General features: G+C 55.4%; 36 protein-coding genes. 35 read left to right on the forward strand and 1 reads right to left on the reverse strand.

The window, feature by feature from the left end; all coding sequences use genetic code 11:
• Window positions 1-94: 94 nt before the first annotated feature.
• The 34 genes from rpsL to bfr all read left to right on the forward strand — a co-directional run bounded on the left by rpsL (window position 95) and on the right by bfr (window position 20586).
• Window positions 95-466, forward strand: a complete 372-nt coding sequence (rpsL, locus tag AACV02_RS19290) for a 30S ribosomal protein S12 (protein ID WP_002555494.1) — start codon at window positions 95-97, stop codon at window positions 464-466.
• A 118-nt stretch (window positions 467-584) separates the two neighbouring features.
• Window positions 585-1055 carry a 30S ribosomal protein S7 gene (gene rpsG / locus AACV02_RS19295; RefSeq protein WP_002555493.1) on the forward strand — a complete coding sequence of 157 codons (471 nt, stop codon included), beginning with the start codon at window positions 585-587 and terminating at the stop codon, window positions 1053-1055.
• Between the two features lie 30 nt (window positions 1056-1085).
• On the forward strand, window positions 1086-3191 hold the full coding sequence (gene fusA / locus AACV02_RS19300; RefSeq protein WP_106580215.1) for an elongation factor G: 2106 nt from the start codon (window positions 1086-1088) through the stop codon (window positions 3189-3191).
• Window positions 3192-3221: 30 nt separating this feature from the next.
• Window positions 3222-4415 carry an elongation factor Tu gene (gene tuf / locus AACV02_RS19305; protein ID WP_003176426.1) on the forward strand — a complete coding sequence of 398 codons (1194 nt, stop codon included), beginning with the start codon at window positions 3222-3224 and terminating at the stop codon, window positions 4413-4415.
• A 159-nt stretch (window positions 4416-4574) separates the two neighbouring features.
• Complete coding sequence (rpsJ, locus tag AACV02_RS19310) at window positions 4575-4886, forward strand: 30S ribosomal protein S10 (protein WP_003186070.1); 312 nt, start codon at window positions 4575-4577, stop codon at window positions 4884-4886.
• A gap of 81 nt (window positions 4887-4967) precedes the next feature.
• Window positions 4968-5603 carry a 50S ribosomal protein L3 gene (gene rplC, locus AACV02_RS19315; protein WP_003194649.1) on the forward strand — a complete coding sequence of 212 codons (636 nt, stop codon included), beginning with the start codon at window positions 4968-4970 and terminating at the stop codon, window positions 5601-5603.
• Window positions 5604-5615: 12 nt separating this feature from the next.
• Complete coding sequence (gene rplD / locus AACV02_RS19320; RefSeq protein WP_017135963.1) at window positions 5616-6218, forward strand: 50S ribosomal protein L4; 603 nt, start codon at window positions 5616-5618, stop codon at window positions 6216-6218.
• Window positions 6215-6514: a 50S ribosomal protein L23 gene (gene rplW / locus AACV02_RS19325; protein ID WP_002555488.1), complete on the forward strand. Its 300-nt coding sequence runs from the start codon at window positions 6215-6217 to the stop codon at window positions 6512-6514. Before rplD ends, rplW begins: the two co-directional genes overlap by 4 nt.
• A 14-nt stretch (window positions 6515-6528) precedes the next feature.
• Window positions 6529-7353 carry a 50S ribosomal protein L2 gene (gene rplB / locus AACV02_RS19330; RefSeq protein WP_003210080.1) on the forward strand — a complete coding sequence of 275 codons (825 nt, stop codon included), beginning with the start codon at window positions 6529-6531 and terminating at the stop codon, window positions 7351-7353.
• 16 nt (window positions 7354-7369) lie between these two features.
• Window positions 7370-7645, forward strand: coding sequence for a 30S ribosomal protein S19 (rpsS, locus tag AACV02_RS19335; protein WP_002555486.1), 276 nt, complete (start codon window positions 7370-7372; stop codon window positions 7643-7645).
• 11 nt (window positions 7646-7656) lie between these two features.
• Complete coding sequence (gene rplV / locus AACV02_RS19340; protein WP_003103908.1) at window positions 7657-7989, forward strand: 50S ribosomal protein L22; 333 nt, start codon at window positions 7657-7659, stop codon at window positions 7987-7989.
• Window positions 7990-8002: 13 nt separating this feature from the next.
• Window positions 8003-8689 (forward strand): 30S ribosomal protein S3, encoded by a 687-nt coding sequence (gene rpsC, locus AACV02_RS19345; RefSeq protein WP_003176422.1) that lies wholly within the window; start codon window positions 8003-8005, stop codon window positions 8687-8689.
• Between the two features lie 12 nt (window positions 8690-8701).
• Window positions 8702-9115 carry a 50S ribosomal protein L16 gene (gene rplP / locus AACV02_RS19350; RefSeq protein WP_003232424.1) on the forward strand — a complete coding sequence of 138 codons (414 nt, stop codon included), beginning with the start codon at window positions 8702-8704 and terminating at the stop codon, window positions 9113-9115.
• A complete protein-coding gene (gene rpmC, locus AACV02_RS19355) occupies window positions 9115-9306 on the forward strand; it encodes a 50S ribosomal protein L29 (protein WP_002555481.1) in 192 nt (63 codons plus the stop codon). The genes rplP and rpmC overlap by 1 nt, the downstream gene beginning before the upstream one ends.
• 2 nt (window positions 9307-9308) lie before the next feature.
• Window positions 9309-9575, forward strand: a complete 267-nt coding sequence (gene rpsQ / locus AACV02_RS19360; protein ID WP_003176419.1) for a 30S ribosomal protein S17 — start codon at window positions 9309-9311, stop codon at window positions 9573-9575.
• 23 nt (window positions 9576-9598) lie between these two features.
• Window positions 9599-9967 (forward strand): 50S ribosomal protein L14, encoded by a 369-nt coding sequence (gene rplN, locus AACV02_RS19365; RefSeq protein ID WP_002555479.1) that lies wholly within the window; start codon window positions 9599-9601, stop codon window positions 9965-9967.
• Between the two features lie 11 nt (window positions 9968-9978).
• Complete coding sequence (gene rplX / locus AACV02_RS19370; RefSeq protein ID WP_007896770.1) at window positions 9979-10293, forward strand: 50S ribosomal protein L24; 315 nt, start codon at window positions 9979-9981, stop codon at window positions 10291-10293.
• 22 nt (window positions 10294-10315) lie between these two features.
• On the forward strand, window positions 10316-10855 hold the full coding sequence (gene rplE, locus AACV02_RS19375; RefSeq protein WP_003194642.1) for a 50S ribosomal protein L5: 540 nt from the start codon (window positions 10316-10318) through the stop codon (window positions 10853-10855).
• Between the two features lie 13 nt (window positions 10856-10868).
• Window positions 10869-11174: a 30S ribosomal protein S14 gene (gene rpsN, locus AACV02_RS19380; RefSeq protein ID WP_003176414.1), complete on the forward strand. Its 306-nt coding sequence runs from the start codon at window positions 10869-10871 to the stop codon at window positions 11172-11174.
• A 208-nt stretch (window positions 11175-11382) separates the two neighbouring features.
• On the forward strand, window positions 11383-11775 hold the full coding sequence (gene rpsH, locus AACV02_RS19385) for a 30S ribosomal protein S8 (RefSeq protein WP_010566853.1): 393 nt from the start codon (window positions 11383-11385) through the stop codon (window positions 11773-11775).
• 12 nt (window positions 11776-11787) lie between these two features.
• On the forward strand, window positions 11788-12321 hold the full coding sequence (rplF, locus tag AACV02_RS19390; protein WP_003176412.1) for a 50S ribosomal protein L6: 534 nt from the start codon (window positions 11788-11790) through the stop codon (window positions 12319-12321).
• 10 nt (window positions 12322-12331) lie between these two features.
• Complete coding sequence (gene rplR / locus AACV02_RS19395) at window positions 12332-12682, forward strand: 50S ribosomal protein L18 (RefSeq protein WP_003186037.1); 351 nt, start codon at window positions 12332-12334, stop codon at window positions 12680-12682.
• 3 nt (window positions 12683-12685) lie between these two features.
• The gene (gene rpsE, locus AACV02_RS19400; protein WP_003176409.1) at window positions 12686-13186 is read left to right on the forward strand and encodes a 30S ribosomal protein S5; all 501 of its coding nucleotides are present in this window, start codon (window positions 12686-12688) and stop codon (window positions 13184-13186) included.
• Between the two features lie 2 nt (window positions 13187-13188).
• Entirely contained in the window at window positions 13189-13365 is a 177-nt protein-coding gene (gene rpmD / locus AACV02_RS19405; protein WP_003176408.1) for a 50S ribosomal protein L30, read from the forward strand.
• Window positions 13366-13368: 3 nt separating this feature from the next.
• Window positions 13369-13806, forward strand: a complete 438-nt coding sequence (rplO, locus tag AACV02_RS19410) for a 50S ribosomal protein L15 (protein WP_003176407.1) — start codon at window positions 13369-13371, stop codon at window positions 13804-13806.
• Window positions 13807-15135 (forward strand): preprotein translocase subunit SecY, encoded by a 1329-nt coding sequence (gene secY, locus AACV02_RS19415; RefSeq protein ID WP_016969470.1) that lies wholly within the window; start codon window positions 13807-13809, stop codon window positions 15133-15135.
• 27 nt (window positions 15136-15162) lie between these two features.
• A complete protein-coding gene (gene rpmJ / locus AACV02_RS19420; RefSeq protein ID WP_002555468.1) occupies window positions 15163-15279 on the forward strand; it encodes a 50S ribosomal protein L36 in 117 nt (38 codons plus the stop codon).
• Window positions 15280-15408: 129 nt separating this feature from the next.
• Window positions 15409-15765, forward strand: coding sequence for a 30S ribosomal protein S13 (gene rpsM / locus AACV02_RS19425; RefSeq protein ID WP_024077676.1), 357 nt, complete (start codon window positions 15409-15411; stop codon window positions 15763-15765).
• A gap of 30 nt (window positions 15766-15795) precedes the next feature.
• The gene (rpsK, locus tag AACV02_RS19430; RefSeq protein ID WP_002555466.1) at window positions 15796-16185 is read left to right on the forward strand and encodes a 30S ribosomal protein S11; all 390 of its coding nucleotides are present in this window, start codon (window positions 15796-15798) and stop codon (window positions 16183-16185) included.
• Window positions 16186-16203: 18 nt separating this feature from the next.
• Entirely contained in the window at window positions 16204-16824 is a 621-nt protein-coding gene (rpsD, locus tag AACV02_RS19435) for a 30S ribosomal protein S4 (protein WP_003210056.1), read from the forward strand.
• 22 nt (window positions 16825-16846) lie between these two features.
• Entirely contained in the window at window positions 16847-17848 is a 1002-nt protein-coding gene (locus AACV02_RS19440) for a DNA-directed RNA polymerase subunit alpha (protein WP_003176403.1), read from the forward strand.
• 41 nt (window positions 17849-17889) lie between these two features.
• Window positions 17890-18276, forward strand: a complete 387-nt coding sequence (gene rplQ / locus AACV02_RS19445) for a 50S ribosomal protein L17 (RefSeq protein WP_003176402.1) — start codon at window positions 17890-17892, stop codon at window positions 18274-18276.
• A 241-nt stretch (window positions 18277-18517) separates the two neighbouring features.
• A complete protein-coding gene (locus tag AACV02_RS19450) occupies window positions 18518-19966 on the forward strand; it encodes a catalase (protein ID WP_119741368.1) in 1449 nt (482 codons plus the stop codon).
• Between the two features lie 155 nt (window positions 19967-20121).
• Window positions 20122-20586: a bacterioferritin gene (bfr, locus tag AACV02_RS19455; RefSeq protein WP_015886133.1), complete on the forward strand. Its 465-nt coding sequence runs from the start codon at window positions 20122-20124 to the stop codon at window positions 20584-20586.
• 65 nt (window positions 20587-20651) lie between these two features.
• Here the strand turns inward: bfr and uvrA are convergent, their stop codons facing one another.
• Window positions 20652-23486: an excinuclease ABC subunit UvrA gene (uvrA, locus tag AACV02_RS19460; protein WP_119742783.1), complete on the reverse strand. Its 2835-nt coding sequence runs from the start codon at window positions 23484-23486 to the stop codon at window positions 20652-20654.
• Between the two features lie 178 nt (window positions 23487-23664).
• On the opposite strand from uvrA, the gene AACV02_RS19465 reads away from it, so the two are divergent.
• Complete coding sequence (locus AACV02_RS19465) at window positions 23665-25059, forward strand: MFS transporter (protein WP_106580217.1); 1395 nt, start codon at window positions 23665-23667, stop codon at window positions 25057-25059.
• The last annotated feature ends 8 nt before the right edge of the window (window positions 25060-25067 follow it).

Genomic DNA, 25067 nt, shown 5'->3' on the forward strand with positions numbered 1-25067 from the left:
ACTCTTGTACCCCTAAATTTGGCGGGAATTCGTTCCTGCCATTTTGCTTTTCTTGCAAGACAATAGCGTCGCAAGACAACAGTGGAGCTAGTAGATGGCAACTATCAACCAGCTGGTACGTCAGCCGCGTAAGCGTATCGTCGAGAAATCCGACGTACCTGCGCTGCAGAACTGCCCGCAACGTCGTGGCGTATGCACTCGCGTGTATACCACTACGCCGAAAAAACCTAACTCGGCACTGCGTAAAGTATGCCGTGTGCGCCTGACCAACGGTTTCGAGGTTTCCTCGTACATCGGCGGTGAAGGCCACAACCTGCAAGAGCACAGCGTGGTACTGATCCGCGGCGGTCGTGTAAAAGACTTGCCAGGTGTTCGTTACCACACCGTACGCGGCTCCTTGGATACTTCCGGCGTTAAAGGTCGTAACCAGGGTCGTTCGAAGTACGGTACCAAGAAGCCTAAGTAGTAGCGGCTTTTTGTAAAACTGAATCATCTTATTTTCTGAGTCGATAAGAGTAAGGTCGGAGGCGTCCCGAAAGGGCACTGATTCCGAGCGAACCTGAAGACCGTTTGAGGGCTTATCCATGCCAAGAAGACGCGTAGCAGCCAAGCGCGAAGTGCTTGACGATCCAAAATACGGAAGCCAAATTCTGGCCAAGTTCATGAACCACGTGATGGAAAGCGGCAAGAAAGCCGTTGCCGAGCGTATCGTTTATGGCGCGCTGGAAAAGGTTAAAGAACGCAAGAACAGCGACCCCCTGGAAATCTTCGAGAAAGCTCTCGACGCCATCGCTCCGCTGGTCGAAGTGAAGTCGCGCCGTGTAGGCGGTGCTACTTACCAGGTTCCGGTCGAAGTTCGTCCGTCCCGTCGTAACGCTCTGGCAATGCGCTGGTTGGTAGACTTCGCCCGTAAGCGCGGCGAGAAGTCTATGGCTCTGCGTTTGGCTGGCGAACTGTTGGACGCTGCTGAAGGTAAAGGTGCTGCTGTTAAGAAGCGTGAAGACGTGCACCGTATGGCTGAAGCTAACAAAGCTTTCTCGCACTACCGCTTCTAATCTTAGCTTCACTAATTTTGCGAGGGCTTTATGGCTCGTACTACTCCGATTAGCCGCTACCGTAACATCGGTATCGTTGCTCACGTGGATGCTGGTAAAACCACCACCACCGAGCGCGTACTGTTTTACACCGGCAAAAGTCACAAAATGGGCGAGGTGCATGACGGCGCCGCGACCACAGACTGGATGGTTCAGGAGCAGGAGCGTGGTATTACCATTACTTCTGCTGCTATTACCGCCTTCTGGAAAGGTTCCGAGAAGCAGTACAAAGACGAGCACCGCTTCAACGTAATCGATACCCCGGGCCACGTAGACTTCACCATTGAAGTTGAGCGTTCCCTGCGTGTACTCGACGGCGCTGTCGTTGTGTTCTGCGGTACCTCGGGTGTTGAGCCTCAGTCGGAAACCGTATGGCGTCAAGCCAACAAATACGGCGTTCCACGTCTTGTTTACGTAAACAAGATGGACCGTGCTGGCGCTAACTTCCTGCGCGTGATCGGTCAGATCAAGCAGCGTCTGGGTCATACTCCGGTGCCAATCCAATTGGCTATCGGTTCCGAAGACAACTTCCAAGGTCAGATCGACCTGATCAACATGGAAGCTGTTTACTGGAATGATTCCGACAAAGGTATGGTTCCTGTTCGTAAGCCTATCCCTGCAGAACTGCAGGAGCTGGCTGACGAGTGGCGCAACAACATGGTTGAGGCTGCTGCCGAAGCCAGCGAAGAGCTGATGAACAAGTACCTCGAAGGTGAAGAACTCACCAACGCGGAAATCAAGGCCGCTCTGCGTCAGCGTACTATCGCTGGTGAAATCGTCCTGGCTGTTTGCGGTTCCTCGTTCAAGAACAAGGGTGTTCCCCTGGTTCTCGATGCTGTGATCGACTACCTGCCTGCTCCAACCGACATTCCTGCTATCAAGGGTACCAACCCTGATAACGAGGAAGAAGAAATGGAGCGTCATGCAGACGACAGCGAGCCGTTCTCGGCCCTGGCGTTCAAGATCGCTACCGACCCATTCGTGGGTACCTTGACCTTCGTCCGCGTTTACTCGGGCGTGTTGGCATCCGGCGACGGCGTGATCAACTCGGTTAAAGGTAAGAAAGAGCGCGTGGGTCGTATGGTGCAAATGCACGCAAACGCCCGTGAAGAGATCAAGGAAGTACGCGCTGGTGACATCGCGGCCCTGATCGGCATGAAGGACGTCACCACGGGTGAGACTTTGTGCGACGCTGCTAAGCCAATCATCCTGGTTCGCATGGACTTCCCGGAGCCGGTTATTTCGGTTGCCGTAGAGCCTAAGACCAAGGATGACCAGGAAAAAATGGGTATCGCTCTGGGCAAACTTGCTCAGGAAGATCCATCTTTCCGCGTCAAGACTGATGAAGAGACTGGTCAAACGATCATCTCCGGCATGGGCGAGCTGCACCTGGACATCCTGGTTGACCGGATGCGCCGTGAGTTCAACGTCGAAGCCAACATCGGTAAGCCTCAGGTTTCCTATCGTGAGCGCATCACGAAGAACTGTGAAATCGAAGGCAAGTTCGTTCGTCAGTCCGGCGGTCGTGGTCAGTTCGGTCACTGCTGGATCCGTTTTGCTCCTGCTGACGAAGGTCAGGAAGGTCTGCAATTCGTGAACGAAGTAGTTGGTGGTGTTGTTCCTAAGGAATACATCCCGGCTATCCAGAAGGGTATCGAAGAGCAGATGAAGAACGGTGTTGTTGCCGGCTATCCGCTGATCGGCCTGAAAGCAACCGTTTTTGACGGTTCTTACCACGACGTCGACTCCAACGAGATGGCGTTTAAGGTGGCTGCTTCCATGGCAACCAAGCAACTGGCCCAGAAGGGCGGTGGTGAGTTGCTTGAGCCAATCATGGCGGTAGAAGTTGTTACACCTGAAGACTATATGGGTGATGTCATGGGCGACCTTAACCGTCGTCGCGGCATGATCTTGGGTATGGAAGACACGGTTTCCGGCAAAGTGATTCGCGCCGAGGTTCCGTTGGGTGAGATGTTCGGTTATGCGACCGACGTTCGCTCCATGTCTCAGGGTCGCGCAAGCTACTCTATGGAATTCAAAAAATACAACACAGCTCCGGCGCACATCGCTGAAACTGTATCCAAAAAACAAGGCTGATTCAGTCCTTTAGGCAAGGAGTTAATTGTCGTGGCTAAAGAAAAATTTGATCGTTCCCTACCGCACGTCAACGTTGGCACCATCGGTCACGTTGACCACGGTAAAACCACTCTGACTGCTGCTCTGACTCGCGTTTGCTCCGAAGTATTCGGTTCCGCAATCGTTGATTTCGATAAAATCGACAGCGCACCAGAAGAGAAAGCTCGTGGTATCACCATCAACACCGCGCACGTTGAATACAACTCGCTGATCCGTCACTACGCTCACGTTGACTGCCCAGGTCACGCCGACTATGTGAAGAACATGATCACCGGTGCTGCCCAGATGGACGGCGCAATCCTGGTTTGCTCTGCCGCTGATGGTCCGATGCCACAAACCCGTGAGCACATCCTGCTGTCCCGTCAGGTAGGCGTTCCGTACATCGTGGTTTACCTGAACAAGGCTGACCTGGTAGACGACGCTGAGCTGCTGGAACTGGTTGAGATGGAAGTGCGCGATCTGCTGAGCACTTACGACTTCCCAGGCGACGACACTCCGATCATCATCGGTTCTGCTCGTATGGCTCTGGAAGGCAAAGACGATAACGAAATGGGCACCACGTCCGTTCGTAAACTGGTTGAAACTCTGGACAGCTACATCCCAGACCCAGTTCGTGTTATCGACAAGCCGTTCCTGATGCCAATCGAAGACGTATTCTCGATCTCCGGTCGCGGTACTGTCGTAACTGGTCGTATCGAGCGCGGTATCGTTAAGGTTCAAGATCCACTGGAAATCGTTGGTCTGCGTGACACTACCGTCACCACCTGCACCGGTGTTGAAATGTTCCGTAAGCTGCTCGACGAAGGTCGTGCTGGCGAGAACTGCGGCGTTCTGCTGCGTGGTACCAAGCGTGACGACGTTGAGCGTGGCCAGGTTCTGGTTAAGCCAGGTTCGGTTAAGCCGCACACCAAGTTCGAAGCTGAAGTGTACGTGCTGAGCAAAGAAGAAGGCGGTCGTCACACTCCGTTCTTCAAAGGCTACCGTCCACAGTTCTACTTCCGTACTACTGACGTGACTGGTAACTGCGAACTGCCGGAAGGCGTTGAAATGGTTATGCCAGGCGACAACATCAAAATGGTTGTTACCCTGATCAAAACCATCGCAATGGAAGACGGTCTGCGCTTCGCTATCCGTGAAGGCGGCCGTACCGTTGGTGCTGGCGTTGTAGCTAAAATCATCGAGTAATTATCTCTTCCGAGATAGCCTTGATGTTTTGAAGAGGCCCCCGCTCAGCGGGGGCCTTTTTTATTGGGTTGACACCTATCTGGGCCGTCTATAGAATTGCGCCTCCTTTTAACGGGCGTATTGCGCTCGCTGGGAATAGCAGCCGGAGTCTGAAATCCAATGCAAAATCAGCAAATCCGTATCAGGTTGAAGGCTTTTGACCATCGCCTGATCGACCAATCCACCCAGGAAATCGTGGAAACCGCGAAACGTACTGGTGCTCAAGTGCGTGGTCCAATTCCACTGCCTACCCGTAAAGAGCGGTTCACCGTTCTGGTCTCCCCGCACGTCAACAAAGACGCGCGTGACCAGTACGAGATCCGTACTCATAAGCGCGTACTGGACATCGTCCAGCCAACGGATAAAACCGTTGATGCACTTATGAAGCTCGATCTGGCGGCCGGTGTGGAAGTACAGATCAGCCTCGGCTAAGACTTGGGTCTTAGTCGTGTAACGCTCTGAAATGGGCGGCCATAGCGGGTGAAAGCCCCGTACACTCATGAGGTTTACAACATGACTATTGGTGTAGTCGGTCGTAAATGCGGTATGACCCGTATTTTCACCGAAGAAGGTGTCTCCATTCCGGTCACGGTCATTGAGATCGAACCGAATCGCGTCACCCAGTTCAAAACTGAAGAAACCGATGGCTATCGTGCAGTGCAAGTCACTGTCGGCGAGCGTCGTGCTTCGCGCGTGACTGCTGCTCAAGCAGGTCACTTCGCTAAAGCAAACGTTGCAGCTGGTCGCACTGTTATGGAGTTCCGTCTCGAAGACGGCGACTACCAGGCTGGCGATCTGATCAACGCTGAAATCTTCGCCGCTGGTCAACTGGTTGATGTAACCGGTCAGTCCAAAGGTAAAGGCTTCCAGGGTACGATCAAGCGTTGGAATTTCCGTGGTCAAGACAACACTCACGGTAACTCCGTTTCCCACCGCGTCCCGGGCTCTATTGGCCAGTGCCAGACTCCTGGTCGTGTATTCAAGGGCAAAAAAATGTCCGGTCATATGGGCGCTGAGCGCGTGACCGTGCAGTCCCTCGAAGTAGTGCGCGTCGACGCTGAACGCAATCTGTTGTTGGTCAAGGGTGCTGTTCCTGGCGCTACTGGCGGCAACCTGGTTGTACGTCCAGCGGCCAAGGCTCGCGGTTAAGGGGAAGCTGACATGCAATTAAATGTAAATGACGCTCAAGCGATCGAAGTTTCCGAACTGACATTTGGCGGCGAATTCAACGAGACGCTGGTTCACCAAGCAGTCGTGGCCTACATGGCCGGCGGCCGTCAAGGTAGCAAGCAGCAAAAGACCCGTTCCGACGTACGTGGTGGCGGTAAGCGCCCTTGGCGTCAGAAAGGTACTGGCCGTGCTCGTGCCGGTACTATCCGTAGCCCAATCTGGCGTGGCGGCGGTACCACTTTCGCAGCTCGTCCTCAGGATCACACTCAGAAGCTCAACAAGAAGATGTATCGCGCAGCACTGCGCTCCATCCTTGCTGAACTCGTGCGTACTGATCGTCTGGTCGTGGTTCAGGACTTCGCTGTTGAAAGTCCAAAAACCAAAGATCTGCTGGGCAAACTGAACAACATGAGCCTGACCGACGTTTTGATCGTGTCCGAAGCTGTTGATCAGAACCTGTACCTGGCTGCTCGTAACCTGCCACACGTTGATGTACGTGACGTGCAAGGTTCCGATCCAGTTAGTCTGATCGCATACGACAAGGTGTTGATCACCGTGTCGGCCGTGAAGAAATTCGAGGAGCTGCTGGGATGAACCAGGAACGCGTATTTAAAGTTCTGCTTGGCCCGCACGTTTCCGAAAAGGCTACGGTTCTGGCTGACAAGAAAGGCCAGTTCGTTTTCAAGGTTGCAACTGACGCAACCAAGCTGGAAATCAAGAAGGCCGTCGAAAGCCTGTTCAGCGTGAAAGTTGAGCGTGTTACTACCCTGAATGTTCTGGGTAAGAGCAAGCGCACTGCTCGCGGTCTGGGCAAGCGTAATGACTGGAAGAAGGCAGTTATCTCCCTTCAGCCAGGCCAAGATCTCGATTTCAGCAGCAGTGCTGAGTAAGGAAGGGGTGCATCATGGCAATCGTTAAATGCAAACCGACTTCCCCTGGCCGCCGTTTTGTGGTCAAGGTGGTCAACCAGGAGCTGCATAAAGGCGCTCCTCACGCACCGCTGCTCGAGAAGAAATCGAAGACTGGTGGTCGTAACAACAATGGTCGTATTACCACTCGTCACATCGGTGGTGGCCATAAGCAGCATTATCGTCTGGTCGACTTCCGTCGCAACGACAAAGATGGCATCGCTGCCACTGTCGAGCGTATCGAATACGATCCAAACCGTACTGCTCACATCGCTCTGCTGCTGTACGCAGATGGCGAGCGTCGCTACATCATCGCCCCTAAAGGCGTGAGCGCTGGCGACCAGCTGATCGCAGGTGCTCTGGCACCGATCAAGCCGGGCAACGCTCTGCAACTGCGCAACATTCCAGTTGGTAGCACCGTACACGGCATCGAATTGAAGCCAGGTAAAGGCGCGCAAATCGCTCGTTCCGCTGGTGCTTCGGCTCAGCTGATCGCTCGTGAAGGTGTCTACGTGACCCTGCGTCTGCGTTCTGGTGAGATGCGTAAAGTGCTGGCTGAATGCCGCGCGACCCTGGGTGAAGTCTCGAACTCCGAGCACAGCCTGCGTTCGCTGGGTAAAGCTGGTGCCAAACGCTGGCGTGGCGTTCGCCCAACCGTTCGTGGTGTTGCCATGAACCCGGTTGACCACCCACACGGTGGTGGTGAAGGTCGTACCTCTGGTGGTCGTCATCCGGTATCGCCATGGGGCTTCCCGACTAAGGGCGCGAAGACTCGTGGTAATAAGCGTACCGACAAAATGATCGTCCGTCGTCGCAAGTAAATAGAGGGATACGACAGTGCCACGTTCTCTGAAAAAAGGTCCTTTTATTGATCTTCACCTACTGAAGAAGATCGAAGTGGCGGCGGAAAAGAACGATCGCAAACCAGTTAAAACCTGGTCGCGTCGTTCGATGATCCTGCCACAAATGGTCGGTCTGACCATCGCAGTACACAACGGTCGCCAACACGTCCCAGTTCTCGTTAACGAAGACATGGTCGGCCACAAACTAGGCGAGTTTGCCGGTACCCGCACTTATCGTGGGCACGTGGCAGACAAGAAAGCCAAGCGTTAAGGGGTAAGGAAATGGAAGTAGCCGCTAAGTTGTCGGGCGCTCGAATCTCCGCCCAGAAAGCCCGCTTGGTCGCCGACCAGATCCGCGGGAAGAAGGTGGGCGAAGCGCTCAACCTGTTGGCTTTCAGCAGTAAGAAAGCCGCCGAGATCATGAAGAAAGTGCTGGAGTCGGCCGTAGCCAACGCCGAGCATAACGAAGGCGCAGACGTTGATGACCTGAAGGTCAGCACCGTTTTCGTCAACGAAGGGCGTTCGCTGAAGCGCATCATGCCACGTGCCAAAGGCCGTGCTGATCGCATCGTCAAGCGGTCTTGCCATATCACTGTCAAGGTTGCTGACAAGTAACGGAGTCGAAGAGATGGGTCAGAAAGTACATCCCATTGGCATTCGCCTGGGAATCGTCAAGGAGCACACCTCCGTCTGGTACGCAGACGGTCGGACTTATGCGGACTATTTGTTCGCTGATCTGAAGGTGCGTGAGTATCTCCAAGACAAACTAAAAAGCGCGTCCGTAAGCCGTATCGATATCCATCGTCCGGCACAAACTGCACGTATCACCATCCACACCGCTCGTCCAGGTATCGTTATCGGGAAGAAAGGTGAAGATGTTGAGAAACTGCGTCAGGACCTGACCAAGCAAATGGGTGTGCCTGTGCACATCAATATCGAAGAGATCCGCAAGCCGGAGCTCGACGGTATGCTGGTTGCGCAGAGCGTAGCTCAGCAGCTGGAGCGTCGCGTAATGTTCCGTCGCGCTATGAAGCGCGCCGTGCAGAACGCCATGCGCATTGGTGCCAAAGGCATCAAAATCCAAGTGAGCGGTCGTCTCGGCGGTGCTGAAATCGCACGTACTGAATGGTATCGCGAAGGTCGTGTGCCACTGCACACCCTGCGTGCCGACATCGACTATGCCAACTACGAAGCTCACACCACTTACGGTGTGATCGGTGTAAAGGTTTGGATCTTCAAAGGCGAAGTAATTGGTGGTCGCCAAGAAGAACTGAAACCACAAGCACCAGCGCCTCGTAAAAAAGCTGCTAAGTAAGGGGTACGCCAAATGTTGCAACCTAAGCGTACGAAGTTCCGCAAGCAGATGACAGGCCACAACCGTGGTCTGGCACAGCGCGGTAGCAAAGTCAGCTTCGGCGAGTTCGCGCTGAAGTCTGTAGCTCGTGGTCGTCTCACCGCTCGTCAGATCGAGTCAGCGCGTCGTGCTCTGACCCGTCACGTAAAACGTGGCGGCAAGATCTGGATCCGTGTATTCCCGGACAAGCCGATCTCCAAAAAGCCTCTCGAGGTTCGGATGGGTAAAGGTAAGGGTAACGTGGAATACTGGGTAGCCCAGATTCAGCCAGGCAAAGTCCTGTATGAAATCGAGGGTGTAACTGAAGAGCTGGCGCGTGAGGCTTTTGCCCTGGCTGCTGCAAAGCTGCCGCTCGCCACCGCCTTTGTTAAACGGACGGTGATGTGATGAAAGCGAATGAACTTCGTGAAAAATCCGCACAGCAGCTGAACGAGCAACTGCTCGGCTTGCTGCGCGACCAGTTCAATCTGCGTATGCAGAAAGCAACTGGCCAGTTGGGGCAGTCTCATCTGCTCTCGCAAGTTAAGCGTGACATCGCTCGCGTGAAGACTGTGCTCAACCAGCAGGCAGGTAAGTGATCATGGCTGAAGCCGAAAAGACTGTCCGTACGCTGACTGGCCGTGTTGTCAGCGACAAGATGGACAAAACCATCACCGTTTTGATCGAGCGTCGCGTTAAGCACCCGATCTACGGTAAATATGTTAAGCGTTCGACTAAGCTGCACGCGCACGACGAAACCAATCAGTGCCACATCGGCGACAAAGTCACTATTCGTGAAACTCGTCCGCTGGCCAAGACCAAGTCTTGGGCACTGGTTGATGTTCTCGAACGCGCTGTGGAAGTCTAAGGACTAGGGGTCGGAGAAATTATATGATTCAGACTCAATCCATGCTCGATGTGGCCGATAACAGCGGCGCTCGCCGTGTTATGTGCATCAAGGTGCTGGGTGGCTCCCATCGTCGTTACGCTGGTATCGGTGACATCATCAAGGTTACCGTCAAGGAAGCAATTCCTCGCGGTAAAGTGAAAAAAGGCCAAGTGATGACTGCTGTTGTAGTCCGCACTCGTCACGGCGTACGCCGTGCAGATGGCTCCATTATCCGCTTTGATGGCAACGCTGCTGTTCTTCTGAACAACAAGCAAGAGCCGATCGGCACCCGTATCTTTGGGCCAGTGACCCGTGAACTTCGTACTGAGAAGTTCATGAAGATCGTCTCGCTCGCCCCAGAAGTGCTGTAAGGAGATCCGACATGCAAAAGATTCGTCGTGACGACGAGATCATCGTGATCGCCGGCAAAGACAAAGGTAAGCGCGGTAAGGTGCTGAAGGTTCTTGCTGATGACCGTCTGGTCGTTGGTGGTCTGAACCTGGTCAAGCGTCATACCAAGCCTAACCCGATGTCGGGCGTACAAGGCGGTATCGTCGAGAAAGAAGCGCCACTGCACGCTTCTAACGTCGCCATCTTCAACGGCGAAACCAACAAGGCTGATCGTGTTGGTTTCAAAGTAGAAGACGGTAAGAAAATTCGTGTCTTCAAGTCGACCCAAAAAGCGGTTGATGCTTGAACACTGCTAGGTAGATAAGACCATGGCACGACTACAAGAGATTTACCGGAAGGAAATCGCCCCCAAGCTTAAGGAAGAACTTAAGCTCGGGAACGTGATGGAAGTTCCGCGCGTTACCAAAATCACCCTGAACATGGGTCTGGGCGAAGCGATCGGCGACAAAAAAGTCATCGAGCACGCTGTTGCTGACCTGGAAAAGATCACCGGTCAAAAAGTCGTTGTGACTTACGCTCGGAAATCCATCGCTGGCTTTAAAGTCCGTGAAGGTTGGCCGATCGGCGTCAAAGTGACTCTGCGCCGTGAGCGTATGTACGAATTCCTGGATCGTCTGCTGTCGATCTCCCTGCCTCGGGTCCGCGACTTCCGCGGCCTGAATGCCAAGTCCTTCGATGGTCGTGGTAACTACAGCATGGGCGTGAAAGAGCAGATCATCTTCCCGGAAATCGACTACGACAAGATCGATGCTCTCCGCGGTCTGGACATCACCCTGACCACCACTGCCAAGAACGATGATGAAGGTCGCGCCCTGTTGCGTGCTTTCAAATTCCCGTTCCGCAACTGATTGGAGTAGGACCATGGCCAAGATGAGCATGAAAAACCGCGAGCTGAAGCGTCAGCTCACGGTTGCCAAGTACGCCAAGAAGCGTGCAGCACTGAAAGCAATCATCGTTGATCTGAACGCAAGTCCAGAAGCACGTTGGGAAGCTACAGTTGCTCTGCAGAAGCAGCCACGTGACGCAAGCGCTTCGCGCATGCGTAACCGCTGCCGCCTGACCGGTCGTCCACACGGCGTTTACCGCAAGTTCGGCCTCGGCCGTAACAAACTGCGTGAAGCGGCAATGCGTGGTGACGTACCAGGTCTGGTTAAAGCCAGCTGGTAAGTACTTTCGAAGTCCAGGTGGCCTATATCGCAAGATACTGACCACCGGTGACCTTGAATCTGGAACAAGCCCCTTTTGGGGCTTGTTTCATTTCCGGAGTGTGTCTAGAATACCCGGCTCGCCTGAGCCCGTGTTTTCTATGCTCGGAGATTCTCGGCGACATATGTAGCCGCAAGGCTAATTTTTTTGTATTAGGAGCGTCTAGCCCATGAGTATGCAGGACCCGTTAGCGGACATGCTAACTCGTATCCGTAATGCCCAGATGGCTGAAAAGTCCGTCGTAAGCATGCCATCTTCCAAGTTGAAGGTAGCTGTTGCCAAAGTCCTGAAAGACGAAGGCTACATTGCGGGTTATCAGATCAGCAGCGAAACAAAACCACTGCTGTCCATCGAGCTGAAGTACTTCGAAGGCCGTTCGGTCATCGAGGAAGTGAAGCGCGTTAGCCGTCCAGGCCTGCGTCAGTACAAGTCCGCTGAAGATCTGCCGAAAGTTCGTGGCGGTCTGGGCGTGTCTATCGTCTCCACCAACAAAGGTGTGATGACGGATCGTGCTGCGCGCGCTGCCGGTGTCGGCGGCGAAGTTCTTTGCACTGTGTTCTAAGGGGGGATAAGCATGTCTCGCGTCGCTAAGAACCCCGTTAAGCTGCCAGCCGGTGTCGAAGTAAAATTCGCAGGCCAACAGCTTTCGGTGAAGGGTGCCAAGGGCACTCTTGAACTGAACATCCATTCGTCCGTTGAGATCGTTGAAGAAGCTGGTGAGCTGCGTTTCGCTGCTCGCAATGGCGATCAACAAACTCGCGCAATGGCCGGTACCACGCGTGCGTTGGTAAACAACATGGTCCAAGGCGTAAGCCAAGGCTTCGAGCGCAAGCTCCAGCTGGTCGGTGTTGGTTACAAAGCGCAAGCAAAAGGCACGGTTTTGAACCTGGCCCTTGGCTTCTCGCACCCAGTGGATTACGAACTGCCGGAAGGCATCACCGCTGAGACCCCTAGCCAGACCGATATCCTGATCAAGGGTATTGATAAGCAGCTGGTAGGTCAGGTGGCCGCTGAGATCCGCGACTTCCGTCCACCAGAGCCGTACAAAGGCAAAGGTGTGCGCTACGCGGACGAAGTCGTCCGTCGTAAAGAAGCCAAGAAGAAGTAGGGCATAGCAAATGACCGACAAAAAAGTTACTCGACTGCGTCGCGCTCGCAAAGCACGCCTGAAAATGCACGAACTCGAAGTCGTGCGTCTCTGCGTGTTCCGCTCGTCGCAGCACATCTACGCCCAGGTCATCTCGGCCGACGGCAACAAAGTCCTGGCAAGCGCCTCGACTTTGGATAAAGAACTGCGTGATGGTGCCACTGGCAACATCGACGCGGCCACAAAGGTTGGCCAACTGGTCGCTACGCGTGCTAAGGCCGCTGGCGTCTCGCAAGTGGCTTTCGACCGCTCTGGCTTCAAGTACCACGGTCGCGTGAAAGCGCTGGCTGATGCTGCTCGTGAAGCTGGGCTGGAGTTCTAAGTTATGTCAAATAACGACCAAAAGCGCGACGAAGGCTACATTGAGAAGCTGGTTCAAGTTAACCGCGTAGCCAAAACCGTTAAAGGCGGCCGTATCTTCACTTTCACCGCGTTGACCGTGGTTGGTGATGGTAAAGGGCGCGTTGGCTTCGGCCGTGGCAAGTCACGTGAAGTGCCTGCTGCGATCCAGAAGGCAATGGAAGCTGCTCGTCGCAACATGATCCAAGTTGATCTGAACGGCACCACTCTGCAGTACGCAATGAAGTCCGCTCACGGCGCTTCGAAGGTGTACATGCAGCCTGCTTCTGAAGGTACCGGTATCATCGCTGGCGGCGCTATGCGTGCTGTCCTCGAAGTTGCTGGCGTTCAGAACGTTCTGGCCAAGTGCTACGGCTCGACTAACCCGGTAAACGTGGTTCACGCCACTTTCAAAGGTTTGAAAGCTATGCAATCTCCTGAGTCCATCGCTGCCAAGCGTGGTCTGACTGTCAAGGAGATCTTCTGATCATGGCTACCGTTAAAGTAACGCTGATCAAAAGCATGACCGGCCGCATTCCTAACCACAAACTGTGCGTTAAGGGTTTGGGTCTGCGTCGCATCGGTCACACTGTAGAAGTCCAGGATACTCCCGAGAATCGCGGGATGATCAACAAGGCTTACTACATGCTGCGTGTAGAGGGTTAATCGATGAAACTCAATGATCTGAGTCCAGCGCCGGGTTCCCGTCGCGAAAAGCATCGTCCGGGCCGTGGTATCGGTAGCGGTTTGGGTAAGACTGGTGGCCGTGGCCACAAAGGTCAAACCTCCCGCTCCGGTGGCACCATCGCTCCAGGCTTTGAAGGCGGCCAACAGCCGCTGCATCGTCGCCTGCCTAAGTTCGGTTTCGTTTCCCTGAAGGCCATGGACCGCGCAGAAGTGCGTCTGTCCGAGCTGGCTAAAGTGGAAGGCGACATCGTTACTGTGCAGACCCTGAAAGATGCCAACGTGATCAACGTCAACGTACAGCGTGTGAAAATCATGCTGTCCGGTGAAGTGACTCGCGCTGTCACTATCGGCAAGGGAATCGGCGCCACCAAAGGTGCGCGTTCGGCTATCGAAGCAGCTGGCGGCAAGTTCGAGGAATAAATGGCTAAGCAAGGTGCTCTCTCAGCGCTCGGCAAAGGCGGTATGTCTGAACTCTGGGCTCGTCTGCGTTTTCTGTTCCTGGCGATTATCGTCTACCGAATAGGCGCACACATCCCGGTTCCAGGTATCAACCCGGACCGACTCGCAGACCTGTTTCGACAGAATGAGGGGACCATTCTTAGCTTGTTCAACATGTTTTCCGGCGGCGCGCTGGAACGGATGAGCATCTTTGCACTGGGGATCATGCCGTACATTTCGGCATCGATCATCATGCAACTGATGACCGCCGTCAGCCCGCAGTTGGAGCAGTTGAAGAAGGAAGGTGAAGCTGGCCGTCGCAAGATTAGCCAGTACACCCGCTACGGCACTGTCGTCCTTGCCCTGGTTCAAGCTATCGGCATGTCCGTTGGCCTGGCAGGGCAGGGCGTTGCGTTCACTGGTGACTTTGGCTTCTATTTCGTCGCGGTATCCACTTTTGTGGCTGGTGCGATGTTCATGATGTGGCTGGGTGAGCAGATTACTGAGCGTGGTGTTGGTAACGGTATCTCGATGTTGATTTTCGCAGGTATCGTCGCCGGTCTTCCGAGAGCAATTGGGCAGTCTTTCGAGTCTGCACGTCAGGGTGATATCAATATCTTCGCTCTGGTTGCTATCGGTTTGCTGGCAGTAGCGATTATCGGTTTTGTGGTGTTCATTGAGCGTGGTCAGCGTCGTATTGCTGTTCACTACGCCAAGCGTCAGCAGGGCCGTAAGGTCTTCGCTGCGCAGACCAGCCACTTGCCGCTGAAAGTGAATATGGCCGGTGTTATTCCGGCAATTTTCGCGAGCAGCATTTTGCTGTTTCCGGCTTCGTTGGGTACCTGGTTTGGTCAGTCTGAAAACATGGGCTGGCTGCAGGACCTCTCTCAGTCGATCGCTCCTGGTCAGCCGTTGAATATTCTGCTGTTTAGTGCAGGGATTATTTTCTTCTGCTTCTTCTATACGGCGTTGATGTTCAATCCGAAAGACGTAGCGGAAAACCTGAAGAAGTCCGGTGCCTTTATTCCGGGTATTCGTCCAGGTGAGCAGTCTGCGCGCTACATTGATGGCGTTCTGACTCGTTTGACCCTGTTCGGTGCTCTATATATGACGGCCGTGTGCTTGTTGCCCCAGTTTCTGGTGGTTGCAGCAAACGTTCCGTTCTACCTTGGCGGGACCTCGTTGCTGATCGTGGTCGTGGTTGTGATGGACTTCATGTCCCAAGTACAATCGCACCTCGTTTCGCACCAGTACGAATCCCTGATGAAGAAAGCCAACCTGAAGGGTTACGGCAGCGGCATGTTGCGCTGAGTACCCATAAGGTTCGAGGAGTTGGTGATGAAAGTTCGTGCATCGGTGAAAAAGCTGTGCCGTAACTGCAAGATTATTCGCCGCGAAGGTGTTGTTCGAGTAATTTGCAGCGCGGAACCGCGTCACAAACAGCGCCAAGGCTGAGTGTGATCCGCTTGAAGCCCGGCAGCTAGTGCGCTGCCGGGTTGATTATTTGTTATTACAGCGATATTATCTCGCGCCCTATTTCTTGGCTTCCGGGGCGTAGGTAGCTGTCAATTGGAGTCCCACTGAATGGCCCGTATTGCAGGCGTTAACATTCCAGATAACAAGCACACTGTTATCTCGCTGACCTACATCTATGGTGTTGGTCGCACTACTGCGCAGAAAATTTGCGCAGTTGCTGGGGTAAACCCAGCCGCTAAGATCAAGGATCTGAGCGACGAGCAGATTGAATTGCTGCGTGGCGAAGTGGCGAAGTTCACCACTGAAGGTGACCTGCGTCGCGAAATCAACATGAAAATCAAGCGTTTGATGGACCTCGGTTGCTATCGCGGTCTGCGTCATCGTCGTGGTCTTCCAGTACGCGGTCAGCGTACCAAGACTAACGCGCGTACCCGTAAAGGTCCGCGTAAGCCGATCCGCAAGTAATCGCCCCAGCGAATCGACAGGAAAATTATCATGGCAAAACCTGCTGCTCGTCCTCGTAAAAAAGTTAAAAAGACAGTGGTTGATGGCATCGCCCACATCCATGCATCTTTTAACAACACCATCGTGACCATCACCGACCGTCAAGGTAACGCGCTGTCTTGGGCTACCTCTGGTGGTTCGGGTTTCCGCGGTTCCCGCAAGTCCACCCCGTTTGCTGCTCAAGTAGCTGCTGAACGTGCTGGTCAAGCTGCGCTGGAATACGGCCTGAAAAACCTCGACGTCAACGTCAAAGGTCCAGGTCCAGGTCGTGAGTCTGCTGTCCGTGCTTTGAACGGCTGTGGCTATAAGATCGCCAGCATCACCGACGTGACGCCAATCCCGCACAACGGGTGCCGTCCGCCGAAGAAGCGCCGCGTGTAATCCAGGAGATTGTAAAGAATGGCTCGTTACATTGGTCCAAAATGCAAACTCGCTCGTCGCGAAGGCACCGATCTCTTCCTGAAGAGCGGCGTGCGCGCGATCGAATCGAAGTGCAACATTGAAGCAGCACCTGGTATCCACGGCCAACGCCGCGGTCGCCAGTCCGATTACGGCACCCAACTGCGTGAAAAGCAGAAGGTCCGTCGTATTTATGGCGTTCTCGAGCGTCAGTTCAGCGGCTACTACAAAGAAGCTGCTGGCAAGAAAGGTGCAACCGGTGAAAACCTGCTGCAACTGCTCGAATGCCGTCTGGACAACGTTGTATACCGTATGGGCTTTGGTTCGACTCGTGCCGAATCCCGTCAGCTGGTATCGCACAAATCCGTCAGCGTAAACGGCCAAACCGTTAACGTCCCGTCTTACCAGGTTCGTGCTGGTGACGTGGTCGCGATTCGCGAGAAAGCAAAAAACCAACTTCGCATTGTCCAAGCTCTCGATCTGTGTGCCCAACGTGGCCGCGTAGAATGGGTAGAAGTAGACACTGAGAAGAAGTCGGGCGTTTTCAAGAACGTTCCTGCTCGCAGTGATCTGTCCGCCGACATCAACGAAAGCCTGATTGTCGAGCTCTACTCCAAGTAAGGGCTAGAAAATAGGTGCATCCATGCAGATTTCGGTAAATGAGTTCCTGACACCCCGCCACATTGATGTGCAGGTTGTCAGTCCAACCCGCGCCAAGATCACTCTCGAGCCTCTCGAGCGTGGTTTTGGCCACACCCTGGGCAACGCGCTGCGCCGCATCCTGTTGTCCTCAATGCCCGGCTGTGCAGTAGTCGAGGCCGAGATTGACGGTGTGCTCCACGAGTACAGCGCCATCGAAGGTGTACAGGAAGACGTAATTGAAATCCTGTTGAACCTTAAAGGTCTGGCTATCAAGCTGCACGGCCGTGACGAAGTTACGCTGACCTTGTCGAAGAAGGGTTCGGGGGTGGTTACCGCTGCCGATATTCAGCTGGATCATGATGTCGAGATCGTTAACCCCGATCACGTAATCGCTAACCTGGCGTCTAACGGCGCCCTGAACATGAAGCTCACCGTAGCTCGTGGTCGTGGTTATGAACCGGCCGACTCGCGTCAGAGCGATGAAGACGAAAGCCGCAGCATTGGTCGCTTGCAGCTTGACTCTTCGTTCAGCCCGGTTCGCCGTATCGCATACGTGGTGGAAAACGCCCGTGTCGAACAGCGTACTAACCTGGACAAGCTGGTTATTGATCTGGAAACCAACGGTACTCTGGATCCTGAAGAGGCTATCCGCCGCGCTGCAACCATTCTGCAACAGCAGTTGGCTGCGTTCGTCGACCTCAAAGGTGACAGCGAACCAGTGGTAATCGAGCAGGAAGACGAGATCGATCCGATCCTGCTTCGCCCGGTTGACGATCTGGAACTGACTGTACGTTCGGCTAACTGCCTTAAGGCGGAAAACATTTACTACATCGGTGACCTGATTCAGCGTACCGAAGTAGAACTGTTGAAGACTCCGAACCTGGGCAAGAAATCCTTGACTGAAATCAAGGACGTTCTGGCCTCCCGCGGTCTGTCCCTCGGCATGCGCCTCGACAACTGGCCGCCTGCAAGTCTTAAGAAGGACGACAAGGCGACTGCCTGATCGTCGTAATCACCGAACGTGAGTTTGGTAAGGAATGAACCATGCGTCATCGTAAAAGTGGTCGTCACCTGAGCCGTACCAGCTCGCACCGCAAGGCCATGTTCCAAAACATGGCGGTGTCGCTGTTCGAGCACGAGCTGATCAAAACTACACTGCCGAAAGCTAAAGAACTGCGTCGCGTTGCTGAGCCGCTGATCACTTTGGCCAAGACAGACAGCCTGGCTAACCGCCGTCTGGCTTTCGACCGTACTCGTTCGAAAGCTATCGTTGGTAAGCTCTTCAACGACCTGGGCAAGCGTTACGCTACCCGTGAGGGTGGCTACCTGCGCATCCTCAAGTGCGGTTTCCGCGCTGGCGACAACGCGCCTATGGCGTACGTCGAGTTGGTTGATCGTGCTACTGCCGGCGAAGCTGTATCCGCCGAGTAAGACGACAGTCTGCAACGAAGAACCGGGCCTAGTGCCCGGTTTTTTGTGTGCGTCTAAAAACCTGCTTGTATTTCCTACGTCGCAGCCCGCGCTGCTATCAAGCCATCGCCATTTGCGCGGCTGGCTTATTAGTTATTCTCTATCAAAGACCATGATTTAATGCATTTGATGGTGTCATCTTGATAGTCAATACTTCCTCCAAGCCGATTAGCCGGCAGTTCCGAGTCTGACCTGAGGAAGATTGAGCATGAGTAAAGTCCTTACGACCGCCAGCGGTGCGCCCGTTGCCGATAACCAGAATTCCCGTACCGCCGGCCCGCGCGGTCCTTTGCTGCTCGACGATTTCCACCTGATCGAGAAGCTTGCACACTTCAACCGTGAAAACATTCCTGAGCGCCGCGTGCACGCCAAAGGCTCGGGTGCTTACGGTACCTTCACCGTTACTCAAGACATCACTCAGTACACCAGTGCGAAGCTGTTCGAGTCCGTCGGAAAACAAACACCGACCTTCCTGCGGTTCTCCACTGTCGGCGGCGAGCGCGGTTCGGCCGACACTGAGCGCGATCCCCGTGGTTTCGCCCTGAAGTTCTACACCGAAGAAGGTAACTGGGACATCGTGGGCAACAACACGCCCGTATTCTTCATCCGTGACCCGCTGAAATTCCCAGACTTTATCCACACCCAAAAACGCTTGCCGCAAAGCAATTTGAAAAGTGCGCAAATGATGTGGGATTTCTGGTCGCACTCTCCAGAAGCGTTGCACCAAGTTACCATCCTCTTCTCGGATCGCGGCATTCCTGACGGCTACCGTCACATGCACGGCTTCGGCAGTCACACTTATAGCCTGATCAATGCTCGTGGTGAGCGTCACTGGGTCAAGTGGCACTACAAGACCAAGCAAGGGATCAAGAACCTGGCGCCAGCTGAAGCCGCGCGCCTGGCCGGTACAGACCCTGATTACGCACAGCGTGATTTGTTCGGTGCGATTGAGCGCGGTGACTTCCCGAAATGGCGTGTCTGCATTCAGATCATGACTGAAGCCCAAGCTAACGCTCACTACGAGAACCCCTTCGATGTGACTAAGACCTGGTCGCAGAAAGAGTTTCCCCTTATCGAAGTCGGCGAGTTGGAGCTCAACCGTAACCCGCAGAACTACTTTGCTGAAGTAGAGCAGGCCGCGTTTGGCCCAAGCAACATGGTGCCGGGTGTGGGCCTGTCGCCAGACCGTATGCTGCAAGGCCGTGTATTCGCTTACGCCGATGCTCACCGCTACCGCGTGGGTACCAATCACCAGCAATTGCCGGTGAACGCCCCACGCAGCCCGGTAAACAGCTACCAGCGTGATGGTTCGATGGCCTTCGGCAGCAATGGTGGCGCAGCGCCTAACTATGAGCCAAACAGCTACGCTGATGCGCCCAAACAAGCGCCACAGTATGCAGAACCCGCCTTGGCCTTGAGCGGTGCCGCTGATCGCTACGATCACCGTGAGGACACTGACTACTACAGTCATGCCGGCGCACTGTTTCGTTTGATGGACGATAGTCAGAAAGCCCTGCTGGTCAGCAACATTGCCGGTGCAATGGCCGGCGTCACCAGCGATGTGGTGCAGCGCCAGCTGCAGCACTTCTTCAAAGCTGACCCGGCTTATGGAGACGCAATCGCAAAGGCATTGGGTGTAACGCTTAGTTAAGTCTAAACGATAAGCAGAACCGCCCTCATTTGGGCGGTTTTTGCGTTATTTCAGCTACTTTTCTCCGGAAATCTTCACTTTTCTGCCGTTGGTCCCGTGACCTTCGGGTCATCATGGTTCAAACTACAGACTTTCAAGCAGGGAGATGTAGGGCGATGCAAGGTCACCCCGACGTAATCGATTACCTCAACACGTTGCTGACGGGCGAACTGGCAGCTCGTGACCAATATTTCATCCATTCGCGCATGTATGAAGACTGGGGCTTTACCGAGCTCTACGAACGTATCAACCACGAAATGGAAGAAGAAGCACAGCACGCTGACGCGCTGATGCGCCGCATCCTGATGCTCGAAGGCACGCCACGTATGCGCCCCGACGATCTGGATGTGGGTACCACAGTGCCTGACATGCTCGCAGCCGATCTTCGCCTTGAGTACAAGGTGCGAGCCGCACTCTGCAAGGGCATCGAGCTCTGTGAGCAGCACAACGACTACGTGACCCGCGAAATTCTCCGTGTGCAGCTTAACGACACCGAAGAAGATCACACCTACTGGCTGGAAAAGCAGTTGGGCCTGATCAAGCTGGTTGGCCTGGAGAATTACCTGCAATCGCAGTTCTGATTCCCGGCTACAAAAAAGCCCCTGTCACCGCAAAGTGACAGGGGCTTTTTAATGCGCCCGAAAAATCAGGCTTTATCGCGTGCCAGCAACGGCTTCAAGTAGTAACCGGTATGTGACTGCGGCATCTCGGAAACCTGCTCCGGTGTGCCCACCGCAATGATCTGGCCGCCCTTGGAGCCGCCTTCCGGCCCCAGGTCCACCAGCCAGTCGGCAGTCTTGATCACATCCAGGTTGTGCTCAATAACCACCACTGTGTTGCCGTGGTCACGCAAGCGGTGCAGTACGTCCAGCAATTGCTGGATATCGGCGAAGTGCAGACCCGTGGTTGGCTCATCGAGGATATACAGAGTCTTGCCAGTATCCCGCTTGGACAGCTCACGAGACAGCTTCACCCGCTGCGCCTCGCCGCCGGACAAGGTAGTCGCCGATTGACCCAGCTTGATGTACGACAGGCCCACATCCATCAACGTTTGCAGCTTGCGCGCCAACGCTGGAACCGCGTCGAAGAACACCCGAGCTTCCTCGATGGTCATCTCCAGGGTTTCGTGGATGCTTTTGCCCTTGTACTTGATCTCCAGGGTTTCGCGGTTATAACGCTTGCTCTTGCACACGTCACACGGCACGTAGATGTCCGGCAGAAAGTGCATCTCTACCTTGATCAGGCCATCGCCCTGGCATGCCTCGCAGCGCCCGCCCTTGACGTTGAACGAGAACCGGCCTGGCCCATAACCCCGCGAGCGGGATTCCGGTACGCCAGCAAACAGCTCGCGGATTGGGGTGAACAAGCCGGTATAGGTCGCCGGGTTGGAGCGTGGTGTACGGCCGATCGGGCTTTGGTCGATGTCGACGACTTTGTCCAGATGCTCCAGGCCCTTGATGCTGTCGTGCGCGGCTGCTTCCAGCGTGGTCGCGCCGTTCAAGGCGGTGGCACTCAGCGGGAACAGCGTGTTGTTGATCAGTGTCGACTTGCCCGAGCCGGATACACCGGTCACGCAGGTCAAAAGACCCAGCGGAATTTCCAGGTCGACGTTGCGCAAGTTGTTACCGCGTGCGCCCTTCAGGTGCAGCGCCATTTTCTTGTTGCGTGGCGTACGTTTGGCCGGTACTTCAATCTTCACGCGGCCCGACAGGTACTTGCCGGTCAAAGAGTCCGGGTGGGCCATCACCTCGGCAGGCGTGCCCTCGGCAACAATATGGCCGCCGTGCACACCCGCGCCCGGGCCGATGTCGACCACGTAGTCCGCGAGGCGAATCGCATCTTCATCGTGCTCGACCACGATCACGGTGTTGCCGATATCCCGCAGGTGCTTCAGGGTTCCCAGCAGGCGGTCATTGTCCCGTTGGTGCAAGCCAATCGACGGTTCATCGAGGATGTACAACACGCCCACCAGGCCAGCACCAATCTGGCTGGCCAAGCGAATCCGCTGAGCTTCACCGCCAGACAATGTATCTGCACTGCGATCCAGCGACAGGTAGTCCAGGCCAACGTTAACCAGGAACTGCAGGCGCTCACGGATTTCCTTGAGGATCTTGTCCGCAATTTCCCCACGGCGGCCGGTCAGCTTGAGTACACCAAAATATTCACAGGCATCGCCAATCGGCAGGTTGGTCACGGCCGGCAGTGTCTTCTCGCCCACCCACACATGCCGCGCCTCGCGACGCAGACGCGTGCCGCGGCAATCCGGGCAAGGCTGAGTGCTGAGGAATTTGGCCAGCTCTTCACGCACGCTCGCCGACTCAGTCTCGCGGTAACGACGCTCCAGGTTCGGCACGATGCCTTCGAATGGGTGCGAGCGTTTGACGATATCGCCACGGTCGTTCAGGTACTTGAAGTCGACATTCTGCGAGCCGCTGCCGTGCAGGATGACCTTCTGCTGCTCGGCCGGCAGCTGGTTGAACGGCACTTCCAGGCTGAATTTATAGTGCGAGGCCAATGACCCCAGCATCTGGAAGTAGTAGACGTTGCGCCTGTCCCAGCCGCGAATCGCGCCCTCCGCCAAAGTCAGTTCACCGTTGACCAGGCGCTTGATGTCGAAGAACTGTTTAACGCCCAGGCCATCGCAGGTCGGGCACGCGCCGGCCGGGTTGTTGAAGGAAAACAGCTTGGGCTCCAGCTCGCTGATGGCATGGCCGCAGATCGGGCAGGCAAAGCGCGCGGAGAAGATAACCTCTTCACCCGGTTCGTCGTCCATCGGCGCGACCAGCGCAATACCATCCGCCAGCTTCAGCGCGGTCTCGAACGATTCGGCCAGGCGCTGCTGCAAGTCGGCGCGCACTTTGAAGCGGTCGACCACCACATCAATGGAATGCTTCTTCTGCTTGTCGAGCTTCGGCGCTTCATCCAGCTCATACAGCTTGCCGTTGATGCGCGCGCGCACAAAACCTTGCGCACGCAGCTCTTCGAAGACCGAAAGGTGTTCGCCTTTGCGCTCGCGAATCACCGGCGCCAGCAACATCAGCTTGGCGCCTTCCGGCTGGGCCAGCACCAGGTCGACCATCTGGCTGACGGTCTGGGCTTCCAGGGGAATATCGTGGTCCGGGCAGCGCGGAATACCCACACGCGCATACAGCAGACGCAGGTAGTCGTAGATTTCGGTGATGGTGCCCACGGTAGAGCGCGGGTTATGGGAGGTCGACTTCTGCTCGATGGAAATTGCCGGCGACAGGCCTTCAATAGTGTCGACGTCAGGCTTTTCCATCATCGACAGGAATTGCCGGGCATAGGCCGACAGCGATTCCACGTAGCGACGCTGACCTTCGGCATACAGCGTGTCGAACGCCAGGGACGATTTGCCGGAGCCGGACAGGCCGGTGATGACGATCAGTTTGTCCCGGGGCAGGGTCAGGTCGATGTTCTTCAGGTTGTGGGTTCTAGCCCCACGAATCAGGATCTTGTCCAAGATGGCCTCGCACGGCGGGCGTAAATAATGCAGGAGTATACGGCTAAAGACTGGATGAATATACACTGTCAAAGTGCCGGTTGCAGCCTTACATGAAAGCTGCGCGGCAAAGCGCCGCATATACCCTCTCAATCGATGGGACTGGTAGAATCGCCGCCGGTTCACACGAGGTTTTTCCATGCACGATCCCCACAGCGAACGCATGAGTAGCGGCGAGACCCGAGCAGCAAGCGGTCTGGCCCTGGTGTTCGCCTTCCGTATGCTTGGCATGTTTATGGTGTTGCCGGTGCTGGCGACCTATGGAATGGATCTCGCAGGCGCGACCCCCGCCCTGATCGGCCTGGCGATTGGCGCCTATGGCCTGACCCAGGCGCTTTTCCAGATTCCGTTCGGGATTATTTCCGACCGCATCGGCCGTCGCCCGGTGATTTACCTGGGTCTCATCGTGTTCGCGCTCGGCAGCGTGCTTGCCGCGCAGTCGGATTCGATCTGGGGCGTGATCGCCGGGCGCGTGCTGCAGGGCGCCGGCGCAATTTCCGCAGCCGTCATGGCGCTGCTCTCGGACTTGACCCGCGAACAACATCGCACCAAGGCCATGGCCATGATCGGCATGACCATCGGCCTGTCGTTCGCGGTGGCCATGGTGGTGGGTCCATTGCTGACGCGCGCCTTTGGTTTGCACGGGCTGTTCCTGGCCACGGGCGGCATGGCGTTGTTCGGGATCGTGATTGTGGCCTTCATGGTGCCGCGCTCCACCGGCACCTTGCAGCACCGTGAGTCCGGCGTCGCACGCAAGGCATTGTTGCCGACGCTCAAGCACCCGGACCTGCTCCGTCTGGATTTAGGTATCTTCGTGTTGCACGCGATGCTGATGTGCAGCTTCGTCGCACTGCCCCTGGCCCTGGTCGAAAAAGCCGGCCTGCCCAAGGAGCAGCACTGGTGGGTCTACCTGACCGCCTTGCTGATCTCGTTCTTCGCCATGATCCCGTTCATCATCTACGGCGAGAAGAAACGCAAAATGAAACGAGTTCTCCTGGGCGCCGTCGCGACATTGATGCTCACTGAGCTATTCTTCTGGGAGTTCGGCGACAGCCTGCGGGCGCTGGTAATCGGTACGGTGGTGTTCTTCACCGCGTTCAACCTGCTGGAGGCTTCGCTGCCTTCGCTGATCAGTAAAGTTTCACCGGCCGGTGGCAAGGGCACGGCGATGGGGGTTTATTCCACCAGCCAGTTCCTCGGCTCTGCGCTTGGCGGCATCATGGGCGGCTGGATGTTCCAGCATGGCGGTTTGTCGGTTGTGTTCCTGGGATGCGCAGGTCTGGCTGCCCTCTGGCTAGCCTTTGCTGTTACCATGCGCGAACCTCCCTATGTGACGAGCCTGCGTTTGCCGTTATCGCCAGAAGCGATCCGCGAAGCCGGTCTGGTTGAGCGCCTTAAGGCCGTCGCTGGGGTTACGGATGCTGTGGTTATTGCTGAAGAAGCCGCCATCTACATCAAATTGGACACCGAATTATTGGATCGCGCGACGCTCGAGCAACTGGTCAACCCAGTGCCGACAGCGCGCCCAGCTTAGGAGAACGT

The organism is Pseudomonas sp. Larv2_ips, assembly GCF_963879675.1.
Lineage (GTDB): Bacteria > Pseudomonadota > Gammaproteobacteria > Pseudomonadales > Pseudomonadaceae > Aquipseudomonas.

Coding starts and splice junctions, on each gene's coding strand:
- rpsL (WP_002555494.1), top strand. CDS start 95: ATGGCAACTATCAACCAGCTGGTACGTCAGCCGCGTAAGCGTATCGTC.
- rpsG (WP_002555493.1), top strand. CDS start 585: ATGCCAAGAAGACGCGTAGCAGCCAAGCGCGAAGTGCTTGACGATCCA.
- fusA (WP_106580215.1), top strand. CDS start 1,086: ATGGCTCGTACTACTCCGATTAGCCGCTACCGTAACATCGGTATCGTT.
- rpsJ (WP_003186070.1), top strand. CDS start 4,575: ATGCAAAATCAGCAAATCCGTATCAGGTTGAAGGCTTTTGACCATCGC.
- rplC (WP_003194649.1), top strand. CDS start 4,968: ATGACTATTGGTGTAGTCGGTCGTAAATGCGGTATGACCCGTATTTTC.
- rplD (WP_017135963.1), top strand. CDS start 5,616: ATGCAATTAAATGTAAATGACGCTCAAGCGATCGAAGTTTCCGAACTG.
- rplW (WP_002555488.1), top strand. CDS start 6,215: ATGAACCAGGAACGCGTATTTAAAGTTCTGCTTGGCCCGCACGTTTCC.
- rplB (WP_003210080.1), top strand. CDS start 6,529: ATGGCAATCGTTAAATGCAAACCGACTTCCCCTGGCCGCCGTTTTGTG.
- rplV (WP_003103908.1), top strand. CDS start 7,657: ATGGAAGTAGCCGCTAAGTTGTCGGGCGCTCGAATCTCCGCCCAGAAA.
- rpsC (WP_003176422.1), top strand. CDS start 8,003: ATGGGTCAGAAAGTACATCCCATTGGCATTCGCCTGGGAATCGTCAAG.
- rplP (WP_003232424.1), top strand. CDS start 8,702: ATGTTGCAACCTAAGCGTACGAAGTTCCGCAAGCAGATGACAGGCCAC.
- rpmC (WP_002555481.1), top strand. CDS start 9,115: ATGAAAGCGAATGAACTTCGTGAAAAATCCGCACAGCAGCTGAACGAG.
- rpsQ (WP_003176419.1), top strand. CDS start 9,309: ATGGCTGAAGCCGAAAAGACTGTCCGTACGCTGACTGGCCGTGTTGTC.
- rplN (WP_002555479.1), top strand. CDS start 9,599: ATGATTCAGACTCAATCCATGCTCGATGTGGCCGATAACAGCGGCGCT.
- rplX (WP_007896770.1), top strand. CDS start 9,979: ATGCAAAAGATTCGTCGTGACGACGAGATCATCGTGATCGCCGGCAAA.
- rplE (WP_003194642.1), top strand. CDS start 10,316: ATGGCACGACTACAAGAGATTTACCGGAAGGAAATCGCCCCCAAGCTT.
- rpsN (WP_003176414.1), top strand. CDS start 10,869: ATGGCCAAGATGAGCATGAAAAACCGCGAGCTGAAGCGTCAGCTCACG.
- rpsH (WP_010566853.1), top strand. CDS start 11,383: ATGAGTATGCAGGACCCGTTAGCGGACATGCTAACTCGTATCCGTAAT.
- rplF (WP_003176412.1), top strand. CDS start 11,788: ATGTCTCGCGTCGCTAAGAACCCCGTTAAGCTGCCAGCCGGTGTCGAA.
- rplR (WP_003186037.1), top strand. CDS start 12,332: ATGACCGACAAAAAAGTTACTCGACTGCGTCGCGCTCGCAAAGCACGC.
- rpsE (WP_003176409.1), top strand. CDS start 12,686: ATGTCAAATAACGACCAAAAGCGCGACGAAGGCTACATTGAGAAGCTG.
- rpmD (WP_003176408.1), top strand. CDS start 13,189: ATGGCTACCGTTAAAGTAACGCTGATCAAAAGCATGACCGGCCGCATT.
- rplO (WP_003176407.1), top strand. CDS start 13,369: ATGAAACTCAATGATCTGAGTCCAGCGCCGGGTTCCCGTCGCGAAAAG.
- secY (WP_016969470.1), top strand. CDS start 13,807: ATGGCTAAGCAAGGTGCTCTCTCAGCGCTCGGCAAAGGCGGTATGTCT.
- rpmJ (WP_002555468.1), top strand. CDS start 15,163: ATGAAAGTTCGTGCATCGGTGAAAAAGCTGTGCCGTAACTGCAAGATT.
- rpsM (WP_024077676.1), top strand. CDS start 15,409: ATGGCCCGTATTGCAGGCGTTAACATTCCAGATAACAAGCACACTGTT.
- rpsK (WP_002555466.1), top strand. CDS start 15,796: ATGGCAAAACCTGCTGCTCGTCCTCGTAAAAAAGTTAAAAAGACAGTG.
- rpsD (WP_003210056.1), top strand. CDS start 16,204: ATGGCTCGTTACATTGGTCCAAAATGCAAACTCGCTCGTCGCGAAGGC.
- AACV02_RS19440 (WP_003176403.1), top strand. CDS start 16,847: ATGCAGATTTCGGTAAATGAGTTCCTGACACCCCGCCACATTGATGTG.
- rplQ (WP_003176402.1), top strand. CDS start 17,890: ATGCGTCATCGTAAAAGTGGTCGTCACCTGAGCCGTACCAGCTCGCAC.
- bfr (WP_015886133.1), top strand. CDS start 20,122: ATGCAAGGTCACCCCGACGTAATCGATTACCTCAACACGTTGCTGACG.
- AACV02_RS19465 (WP_106580217.1), top strand. CDS start 23,665: ATGCACGATCCCCACAGCGAACGCATGAGTAGCGGCGAGACCCGAGCA.